The 10936-nt window shown below is 41.3% G+C and carries 9 protein-coding genes; 7 read left to right on the top strand and 2 right to left on the bottom strand.

The genetic code is table 11. The features are described 5' to 3' along the window. From K5Q58_RS17545 to K5Q58_RS17525, 5 genes are all read left to right on the top strand, one after another. Positions 1-656, top strand: a 656-nt coding sequence (locus tag K5Q58_RS17545; protein WP_259651381.1) for a 4Fe-4S dicluster domain-containing protein, incomplete at its 5' end; no start/stop codon positions are given. 19 nt (positions 657-675) lie between these two features. Then, entirely contained in the window at positions 676-2901 is a 2226-nt protein-coding gene (locus K5Q58_RS17540; protein ID WP_220755184.1) for an aldehyde ferredoxin oxidoreductase, read from the top strand. An 11-nt stretch (positions 2902-2912) separates the two neighbouring features. Next, positions 2913-3446: a hypothetical protein gene (locus K5Q58_RS17535; RefSeq protein WP_220755183.1), complete on the top strand. Its 534-nt coding sequence runs from the start codon at positions 2913-2915 to the stop codon at positions 3444-3446. A 340-nt stretch (positions 3447-3786) separates the two neighbouring features. After that, complete coding sequence (locus K5Q58_RS17530; RefSeq protein WP_220755182.1) at positions 3787-4797, top strand: LysR family transcriptional regulator; 1011 nt, start codon at positions 3787-3789, stop codon at positions 4795-4797. 263 nt (positions 4798-5060) lie between these two features. After that, complete coding sequence (locus K5Q58_RS17525) at positions 5061-5810, top strand: SDR family oxidoreductase (RefSeq protein ID WP_220755181.1); 750 nt, start codon at positions 5061-5063, stop codon at positions 5808-5810. Between the two features lie 165 nt (positions 5811-5975). Here K5Q58_RS17525 and K5Q58_RS17520 read toward each other — a convergent pair whose 3' ends face one another. Both K5Q58_RS17520 and K5Q58_RS17515 read right to left on the bottom strand, forming a co-directional pair. Next, a complete protein-coding gene (locus K5Q58_RS17520) occupies positions 5976-6452 on the bottom strand; it encodes a hypothetical protein (RefSeq protein WP_220755180.1) in 477 nt (158 codons plus the stop codon). A gap of 276 nt (positions 6453-6728) precedes the next feature. Then, positions 6729-8648: a propionyl-CoA synthetase gene (locus K5Q58_RS17515; protein WP_220755179.1), complete on the bottom strand. Its 1920-nt coding sequence runs from the start codon at positions 8646-8648 to the stop codon at positions 6729-6731. Between the two features lie 385 nt (positions 8649-9033). Between K5Q58_RS17515 and K5Q58_RS17510 the strand changes: the two genes are divergently transcribed. Continuing rightward, entirely contained in the window at positions 9034-9429 is a 396-nt protein-coding gene (locus tag K5Q58_RS17510; RefSeq protein WP_220755178.1) for a MerR family DNA-binding transcriptional regulator, read from the top strand. Between the two features lie 266 nt (positions 9430-9695). Next, positions 9696-10865 carry an isovaleryl-CoA dehydrogenase gene (locus K5Q58_RS17505; protein WP_220755177.1) on the top strand — a complete coding sequence of 390 codons (1170 nt, stop codon included), beginning with the start codon at positions 9696-9698 and terminating at the stop codon, positions 10863-10865. The last annotated feature ends 71 nt before the right edge of the window (positions 10866-10936 follow it).

Raw genomic sequence — 10936 nt, 5'->3', positions numbered from 1 at the left:
AAACAAATATGATTACAAGGAGAGCACTACTTGCTAATGGCGCTAAGGTCGCTGTCGGAACCGTTTATGGTGGAACATTAGTCGGTTTTTTAACTGGGTGTGGTAGCAGTGATGACGCAGAAACCCCGATAGTTGAAGTCATACCCGGTGGACTCATGGTCGTCAATCCTATCCTATGTGTAGGCTGCCGACGTTGCGAAATAGCCTGTAGCTGGAGCCACGGAAAATCAGCTGTCAGCCCAAGTACCTCAAGAATTAAAGTTGCCAAAAACCTCAACTTTGGCCCCCATGGCGTGCAGCCAAACTATCAAGACCAGCGTGGTGAGCAAGGTGATAGCACCATTGTGCCATCTACCTGTCGTCAGTGTGATGTCTGCATGACAGTTTGTCCCCAAGAAGCAATATCTGTTAACGAAGAAACCGGTGCAAGAGTTGTTAATGACGACTTATGTGTTGGTTGCGGTTACTGCGCAGATAAATGCCCGCAGCAGGTTATCACCATAGATAAAACCACTCGAAAATCTCTCAAATGCGATCTCTGTGAAGGCATTCCTAATTGTGCCCAAGTTTGCCCGACTGGGGCAATTAAGTTTTATACCTGGGAAGACGCCATTGCCGAGGTTGAACTTCATGAAAAGTATTTGGAATTAGTTTAAAAACTAAAAAGGAATAATTATGACTACTACATATGGTGGCTGGGCCGGTTATATTTTAAGAGTTAATTTAACAACAAAAGTTATTACTAAAGAAACAACAGAAACCTACCATGATTATATTGGCGGCATGGGAATAGGTTATAAAGTTTTATGGGATGACCATGTCGACGGAATTAAAGCCACTGATGAAGAAAACCAATTGGTTATTTCAGCGGGACCATTAAGTGGCTCTGGCGCAATTTGTTCTGCAAGAACCACAATTACTTCTCGTAACCCTGTTATTCGAAATCACTTAATCACTGATGGCCACTTTGGCGGTCATTTTTCACCAGAACTTAAATTTGCTGGTTACGATGCAATTATTATCGAAGGTAAATCTGAAACCCCTGTCTGGCTAAAAATTGTTGATGACACTGTCACCCTAGAACCCGCTGACTCTTTATGGGGAGTAGGCATATTCGATACCTTTGCCAACATCAGTAAATTAATGGGACAACAAGCTCAAGTTGCAGCGATTGGACCAAGTGGTGAACACCTTGTAGCTCAATCAACTATTCAAACTCAAGGTGGCCACTCAGCAGGCGGTCATGGCGCGGTTTTGGGCTCTAAAAAGCTAAAAGCCATTGGCATTATTGGGACCGGTACAGTAGACATTGCAGAATCGACAACCAATGAGCAATTACGTGCATTAGACGATCATATTCTTGGGATTATTGGTGCTAACAATAATGGCGTAGTACCAAACCAACCGCAATCTTGGGCTGAATACAGTTCTACAGGCAGTCGCTGGCGCGGTGGACCTGGCGTAACATGGGGAGCTGCAGATAACCCAGTCGATGTGGGTGAAACACCATGGGATGACCGTCAGAAAGTGGGCATGCGTACATCAATGGCCGAAATGTATTTTGGCCGTGATGAAGCCAATAAAATCTTTAAACGTCCAGGTGGCTGCCACTCGTGCCCTATTCGCTGTTTTTGCGAAGTTAAAAACCCAAAAATGAAAACCGAATACAATCTGCCAACTGAAAACATTACTAATGTATGTTTAGGTTTTCTCGATCCTTGGTACGCCATGGGTAAACCAAGCAGTGGTGAAAAACGAACCGACATTCAAACCGTTGGTGCCTATTATATGGATGATAATGGTATTTGGAGTGCTTACGGCCAACTATCCCATTTAATGCGCGAATTTACCTCTCGTGGTTTTTGGGAAATCATTCTACCTGCAGAAGAATTTGCAGCGATTAACTGGGCACAATACGCCGATCTCGATGCCCATTTTATGCAAGATTTCTATACTCGTATTGCCTACAGTGAAGACTATCCTGGCTCAAATATTCTAGGGCGCTGCCTAGGTCGAGGCCTACATGAATTCATTAATGAAAATGGTGAACTGTACAACGTTGAAGATATTCTTAATGAGGTCGACACCCCTCGTATGGCTGAACTCACTTTTGAGCTTGAGTCTGACGCTGATTACGACCTAGTGGGTAAAACCTACAGTGTATTTCTCGATAAAAACATGAAAGTGTTTAACCGTTCAATGGTCGGTGGCGTTCACCATGCCAGTGAATCTGCAGGTCAAGTGGGAGCGCTGCTGAACACGGTATTTAACCGCGATCCGCAATGTCACTCGCACATCAATTTAATTAACTGTGGCCTCCCCCATGCCAAAATCGCCGAAGTGGCCGCATCACTTTGGGGCGAAGGCGCATTTGACCCGGTTAAACACTACACAGCAATGAACACCTCAAAAGCTAAATTTGCTAAATGGTGCCTCGTGAAAAATGTATTACATGATTCACTCACTCTGTGTAACTGGATGTTCCCGCTTGTGGTGTCACCAGATGCGAATCGAGACTATATTGGTGACAGCTCAATCGAAGCGCAAATGTTCAGTCTCGTCACAGGCATTGAAACATCAGAAGCCGAACTGGACGCCATGGCAGAAAGTGTCTTGCAATTGCACCGCGCACTTACCGTGTTGCAAATGAATGAAATCGATCAGCGTAATAAACATGATGTCTTGTCTGAATGGGTTTACGACTTAGACCATGATATGAGCTTCGGTGACGAAGGTACGATTAAGATGGACAGAGACGATATTCAAATTGGCTTGGATATGTTTTATGCCGAAATGGGATGGGATAAAGAAACTGGTGTTCCTACTCGCGCCACACTTGAAAAGTTCAAGCTAGGCTATGTAGCAGATAAGCTTGAAAGCTTAGCATTGCTTCCAGCATAAGTGAGCCATTTATGATTGAACTGGTTGATTATATTCGCTTGTTAAGTAAGGACGGTCGTCTTGTGACGGCCGAACAAGTCATTGCCCTTGCAGGTCTAACGCTTGAAATAGAAGATGTTGAACTCGCTCATCAACAATTGATTGAAGATAGTCAGTACCAAGATATCGACATCATTAAAGGAGCAAGTGAACACTACTTTTATTCAAAAAGGTATATTGTTGCAGCTTACGCTAAGCAATGGATGGGTGTAAAAGATGGCAAGTTAATTGAAACTATGGCGGATTATATTCGCCGTTATTCTGCAATGGGTGAATTGGTCGCAGCAACTAACTTTACCCATCCACCTTATAAACTTGAGCGTACAGAGTTGATGTCATTAACTGAGAAGTTTAACGCTACTGCAGGGTGTGAAGATATTCAATTTCAGTTTGATGCCAAATCGGCTGAAACAGATAGCCAAGGCTATTACTTTTCAATCAATACCATGACGAATACATACGCGAAAGTATTGGCAGAACATGACCCATTTGAATGGTCTGCTTAAGCATGTTTTTTATTGATGTTACATAAAAAACTAACACCAATAAGAGCATCTAAAAGCAATGCCATTCTGCCAGTATAATACTAATTAGTGCCAATCTCGGTTGGCACTAATAATTTTCTCTAATCACGCCCGACTAGTTTGTTACTTCAAAATACGCGCTTAACCTAGCCATTAGAATAAACTTTTGAATGATTTCTCTAGTACTATTCGTGAGTTAACACTTCAATGGTATAAGTCATACAAAACCGTGATTAAGGTACGAGTTTTATAATATTTCACTCCCAACCCACCTCTAAATTGGTACATTGGCTACAAGGTTAAACAATAATAAGCATGAACCATGATCCCTACAACAACACAGGAAAGGCTACTCAATCTCGACTACATGACCTTATTAGTGTTCTTAAGGTTGTACGAGTTTCAAAGTGGTAAATTAACAGCAGAATCATTTAACGTCCCCCAATCAAAAATCAGTCGCTGTTTATCCCGACTCAGAGAGGCATTCGACGACCCTCTGTTTATCAAAAAAGTATCAGGGCTCGAAATTACCGATAAATCTCAGCGTTTATACCCAATACTAAAAAGAATCGAAATTAATCATATCGATCTTGCCCAAGAAATTGATAAAAGCATTGAAAGCTTGAATAACGATATCACTATTCATGCACCTTCAGGCTTCACAAATGGCGTATTAAGAAAACTATACAACTGCCAGTGTGACAACATCTGCGGTAATACCTGCGTCAAATCTGCAGTGCTGCAAGACAATGGTCCAAACGATGAAGAAATGCTGCTCAATAATCAGTGTGATATGGTCATTACTTGTAACCCATCAATACACGTTGGCATTCAGAGCCAGAAAATATGCGAAGTCACAGACACCTTTGTGGTAGCAAAACATGATCACCCAATCTGGGATGAAATCTATAAACCCATTCTAGATAGAGTACTGAACTACCCTGTGATCCTCACTGAGGTTTTACACTTTAACAGCGAGCTTGAAGCTACACCGTTAAAACAATTTGCCGATGGCAGAGATCGCGAACTAAAAGTGGCGGCTAAAACCAATAATCTCAATGAAATTTACGACTTTCTCACTGGCACTGACGCCATAACATTAGTGGTTTCTCAAGGTGCGGTAGATTACTTAACGAATGATGACTCACTGCGAGCGCAAATCGTCCCACAAACAGAGCGTGTAGAGTTAATGCGCAATAAGCCAAATATGACGCTGTATATGCAAACCCGTAAAACCGAACGTAAATTATCAAACTGCGTTAAAAATAAAATTGCAGATCTCATTTGCTCAGGCGCTAATGGTTGTATCAAAGCCTGCCAATTAGAACGTTAGTCACTGTATTAGTCACAGTACTAGCCACAATATGCCTTTCAAAACTAACTCCAACTAGCCTGCTAGTTGGAGTTTTTATATCCGTAACCAGCCTCTCCAAAAATGACTGATTTGACACACAGACATGAAGCACGCAAGATAATCCATTAGAATAAAAGCACCAATAATGAAATAAATCAGAATTTTATAAAACACCAATAATAATATTGCGGCCATAACGCCAAGGCTAATGAGTCACAAAATTTGCGAAGAATGGAATCCTCATGTTCAGACAAAACATTATCATTACAGGTGCCAGCTCAGGGCTTGGACAAGGCATGGCACTTGAATTTGCTAAGCAAGGTGCCAACTTAGGTTTATGTGCAAGACGTACCGATCGTTTAGAAGAATTAAAATCACAAATTAACCAAACCTACCCCAATGTGACAGTGTGGATATTGGCATTAGATGTCAACGACCACCCACAAGTCTTTGATGTATTCGAGCAGTTCAATTCTCTGATGGGCACTATTGACCGAGTTGTGGTTAACGCAGGCATGGGCAAAGGCGGTTCAATTGGTACTGGGTTATTTGAAGCTAACAAACAAACTGCCCAAACCAATTTTGTTGCGGCATTAGCGCAATGTGAAGCCGCAATGAAAATATTCAGACAACAAAATACTGGTCATTTAGTGACAGTTTCATCCATTAGTGCTCTACGAGGTTTTAGACGTGCAATGACCGTTTATGCCGCTACAAAAGCGGGGTTAACGTCACTCACTGAAGGGATCCGATTAGATGTAATGAACACCCCAATCGCAGTAACTTGTGTCCATCCAGGTTATATTAAAACTGAAATAAACGATCACGCAGATGGCGCACCATTTATGGTGGATGCTGAAACAGGTTGCCGCGCTATGGTCAAAGCCATTAACAAAGAACCCGCTAATTGCTACGTTCCTAGTTACCCATGGGCATTTATCCAACTTATCCTGCGAATATTACCTGATAAGCTTTTGCGAAAGATGAGTTAAAAACCAACAAACTGCAGATTTATCAAACCAAAACAAGGTCAAACTGCTCAATAAATAATTTGATACCGGTTCATCTAAAATAATTTTTCATATAAAAAAGAGAAGCTATTGGCTTCTCTTTTTTATTCAATCAATACTGTATATGTTTATTTCGAGGAGTATTAGCTACTTTAGCTCTGTAATATTAATCGAACCTTTACCATAAGTCGGGTGGCCTTTTTGTTGTTCTTCAGGCAATTGATTGATGCAGTAGTTAATATAGAAAATATTCAGTACCACAGTGAAGAACTTATTCATTTTTAAGTCGATACCGAAATTCACATGGGCATAATCTTGTAATGCAGCTCGCGCTCTAAAAGACCAAAATACATATAAAAAGAACGCCCCCATTAATAACAAGCTACCTATTCCACCCAGTAACCCTATTTCGCTATGTGACAATACACCACCAAAACCAAAGCAAACGGCAATGGATAATATGAACGAATCATCAGCGGTTCGAATAGAAGTAATTTCATCCATTTTCGGGTATTTGGCGAATAGCCAAATAATCGGATATATTCCACCTGTAAAAACAGTTAACCAAAACAGTCGGCTGGTTTTAGTATTAATTTTTTCAGGTAACTCTTTAATGTTGTTCATAAACGTTGTTCAAGCCTTTGTCTGCTTTAGGGTTAATTCTGACTGTTGGATAAAATACTCAAGCGATTATAGGGTAAAAAACAAATTAGTTTGATTAAATAACACTATAAATCAGCACTTAACTCCCATTTTAGACCAAATAACACTGTTATCCAGCTCTAAGATGTCCATTTCCAAGCCGTTAATAACATCCTAATTTTTATCATTTGATTTTTGCTGGTAATAAAAAGCGAGCCAATTGGCTCGCTGTTAGTTAACGCTTTAAGCATCCTTAATCTACACAGTTAACTCTTTAGTTAGCGAATCTGCATAGCCCATTTTCGTTAATGCACTGCGAACAATATCTAATGTCATTGGATCTTCAATTGTCGCAGGTACTGTGTACTCATTGTTATCAGCAATCTTACGCATAGTGGCGCGTAAGATTTTACCAGAGCGAGTCTTAGGTAACTTTTGCACTGCACTGACTAATCTAAACGAAGCGACAGGGCCTATTTCATGACGCACTAACGCCAGCAACTCTTTATAAAGTTGTTCATCAGATAAGTTAACGCCATTTTTAAGCACCACTAATCCTAATGGCACTTGGCCTTTAAGCTTATCTTGCACTCCAATGACAGCGGCTTCTGCAACAGCATCATGCTGACATAAGACTTCTTCAAAGCGCCCTGTAGATAATCTATGCCCAGCAACATTAATGATGTCATCAATGCGGCTCATAATATAAAGGTAACCATCCTCATCGATATAGCCCGCATCTCCCGTTAAGTAATATCCGTCATACATCGACAAATAACTGTCCACATAACGAGCGTCATTATTCCAAAGCGTGGTGAGATTACCCGGTGGCAACGGCAGTTTAATCACCACATTACCGCTTTCATTGGCAGAAACTTGCTCACCCATCGCATCGAGTACTTCAACCTGATAACCAGGAACGGGTCTTGCGGGCGATCCTGCCTTAATCGCAATCGGATCAACGCCCATTAAGTTAGCTGCCACAGGCCAGCCTGTTTCAGTTTGCCACCAATGATCGATAACAGGTTTGCTGAGTTTATCTTGAGCCCAATAAAGCGTATCAGGATCGCAGCGCTCACCTGCAAGAAAGACTTGTCCTAAACAAGATAAATTAACGCCTTTAAGGAGTTCGCCATTTGGATCTTCACGTTTAATAGCTCTGATAGCTGTTGGGGCAGTAAAAAAGCTTTTTACCTGATAGTTTTCAATAATACGCCAAAATGCGCCTGCATCTGGGGTGCCAACGGGCTTACCTTCATACATTAGTGTTGTGGCACCAGCCATTAACGGCCCATAAACAATGTAAGAATGACCAACCACCCAGCCCACATCAGATGCAGCCCAAAATACATCACCCGCTTCGATATTATAAATATGCTTCATTGACCAAGTCATCGCCACCGCGTGGCCACCATTATCACGCACAACCCCCTTTGGCTGCCCAGTGGTACCCGAGGTATACAGCACATACAAAGGATGAGTTGATTCAACAGGCACACAATCAACAAATGGTGCATCTGCTATCGAAGTCTGCCAATCAGCATCTCTCACTGGTTGCATCTCAGCACTATATTGGGGGCGATTTAAAATAACGCAGTGATTAACTTTATGAGTGGCTTGATTTAATGCTTCATCTAAAAGCGGTTTGTATTTCACCACCCCAGAAGGCTCGATACCACATGAAGCCGAGAGAATTAATTTCGGTTTAGCATCGTTAATCCGTGTGGCTAATTCATTTGCTGCAAAGCCGCCAAACACCACCGAATGAATAGCACCAATTCGGGCACACGCTAACATCGCATAAGCAGTTTCAGGCACCATAGGCATATAAATCACAACTCTATCGCCTTTTTCAATGCCAATTGATTGCATGTAACCCGCTAAGCGGCCGACTTGAGAAAGTAATTCTTGATAGCTAATACTGTATTGGTTTTGAGTCACAGGGCTCACGTATTCGATAGCAATTCTATCCCCATGCCCTGCCTCAACGTGCCTGTCGACAGCATTAAAACAAGTGTTCATTTTACCATCAGCGAACCATTGATAAAAAGGCGCCTTAGACTCATCTAACACTTGTTCAAATGGTGTAAACCAGGTCACAGCTTTTGCAGCCTCTTGCCAAAAACCTTGTTTATCAGCTAAAGACTGCTGATGCATCTTCATCCCTAATCCAGCCATCTTTTACTCCCCAGTCATATGCTATATCAGTTAATTTTTAATCACGGTGATTATTTTTATGTCATTATGGCGTGGTTAAAAAATAAACCCCATTAGACCAAGGGATATAACATTTAATCAGCAAAAAGTGTGTTAAATGGCACTAAAATAATTAGCTAAGACATTGAAATTCAAACACTCGTATAATTATTCATGACTATTAATTTATAAAACTTGGTATAGTGCTACGCCGCCAATACATGCATGTTTTGTAAAACTCCTCCGCATTTGGCAAGCACGATTTACAATAATTCCAACCCAAATTGCTTTTACAAACTGGCAGCAAACTTTACCTTTACGTAAACTTCATATATCTTGCATCAAAAGACGTACTTTTGGTGAAACGATGAGCGCAAATTTAAACCCACAATCTACATATTCAATCAGTGATTTATCAAAAGAATTTGATATCACAACAAGAAGTATTCGTTTCTACGAAGACCAAGGGCTAATAAAGCCAAAACGCCGTGGGCAAACTCGTATTTACAGTCTAAAAGACCGTGTACGTTTAAAACTAATTCTACGCGGCAAGCGCTTAGGGTTTTCGCTAGCGGAAACACGTCGTTTGTTTGAACTTTATGATGCAGATAAAAGCAGTACATCGCAGTTGCATACCATGCTTGATTTAGTAGAAGAAAAGAAAGCATCACTGCAACAGCAAATGGATGATATTAAAGTCGTATTGATGGAACTAAATTCAGCAGAGCAGCAATGCCGTGCAGCGCTTGAACAGGACAAATAAACTCAATAAGACCAAGGATACGTGGCGCAAAAAGTATTAGAGATTAAAGCATTAATAAAAAAGTATTAAAGAAATACCAATAAAAATAGCCAAACTCATCGACGCTATTGATGCAACAAATTTATATCCAAAAAAGAAAGCATTGAGTCAAAAAGAATTCAAGCTTTCCGATGTTAGCAATAACAGCTAGACCATAAAAATTATAAGCCAAAGAAACAACATAGTTTCACGGCAGCAGTAACCTATATTCAACAGGACACAAGACAATGACATCACTCTACACAAGCCTTAATTTCGGCCTGGGCGAAGACGTGGACATGCTTCGCGACGCCATCAATGACTTTGCAACAAACGAAATTGCTCCAATCGCAGCGCAAGTTGATCAAGACAATGCATTTCCTAATCACATGTGGCCAGTTTTAGGCGAAATGGGATTACTTGGTGTCACTGTGCCTGAAGAATTTGGCGGCGCAAACATGGGCTACCTTGCCCATGTGGTAGCAATGGAAGAAATCTCCCGCGCATCAGCCTCAATCGGCTTAAGTTACGGCGCACATTCAAACTTATGTGTTAACCAAATCAACCGTAACGGTAACGAAGCGCAAAAAGCCAAATATCTACCTAAATTAGTTAGCGGTGAGCACATTGGTGCACTTGCTATGAGCGAGCCTAATGCTGGTTCAGATGTTGTTTCAATGAAGCTTAATGCCCGTAAAGAAGGCGACCGCTACATTTTAAACGGTAATAAAATGTGGATCACTAACGGCCCAGATGCTGACACCCTAGTGATTTACGCTAAAACCGATATCGATAAAGGCCCTCATGGAATTACCGCTTTTATCATTGAAAAAACCTTCAAGGGTTTCAGTACAGCGCAAAAACTCGACAAATTGGGCATGCGTGGTTCAAATACCTGTGAGTTGGTATTTGAAGATTGTGAAGTCCCAGAAGAAAACATTCTTGGCGGCCTAAACAACGGCGTAAAAGTACTAATGAGTGGCTTAGATTACGAACGAGTCGTACTGTCGGGTGGCCCACTAGGCATCATGAATGCATGCATGGATATTGTTGTGCCGTACATTCATGAACGTGAACAGTTCGGTAAATCAATCGGAGAGTTCCAGCTAATTCAAGGCAAAATTGCCGATATGTATACAGGCATGAACGCCGCAAAATCATACGTGTATAACGTGGCTAAATCATGCGATCGCGGTGAAACCACCCGTAAAGATGCTGCTGGCGCTATCTTATACAGTGCAGAACTTGCCACAAAAATGGCATTAGATGCGATTCAGCTACTGGGTGGTAATGGTTACATTAATGAATATGCCACAGGACGATTATTACGTGATGCCAAACTTTACGAAATCGGTGCTGGCACCTCAGAAATTCGCCGCATGCTGATTGGCCGAGAGTTGTTTAACGAAACGAAGTAGTTAGCCTAAATGAGCTAACCTTCAAACGACATAACCTAGACTGATGTTGGAAATAACCAACCATCGGAAAT

It is taken from the genome of Shewanella sp. KT0246 (assembly GCF_019654955.1).
In the GTDB taxonomy this organism is placed as follows: domain Bacteria; phylum Pseudomonadota; class Gammaproteobacteria; order Enterobacterales; family Shewanellaceae; genus Shewanella; species Shewanella goraebulensis.
This window is presented reverse-complemented; position numbering and strand designations above follow the sequence as displayed.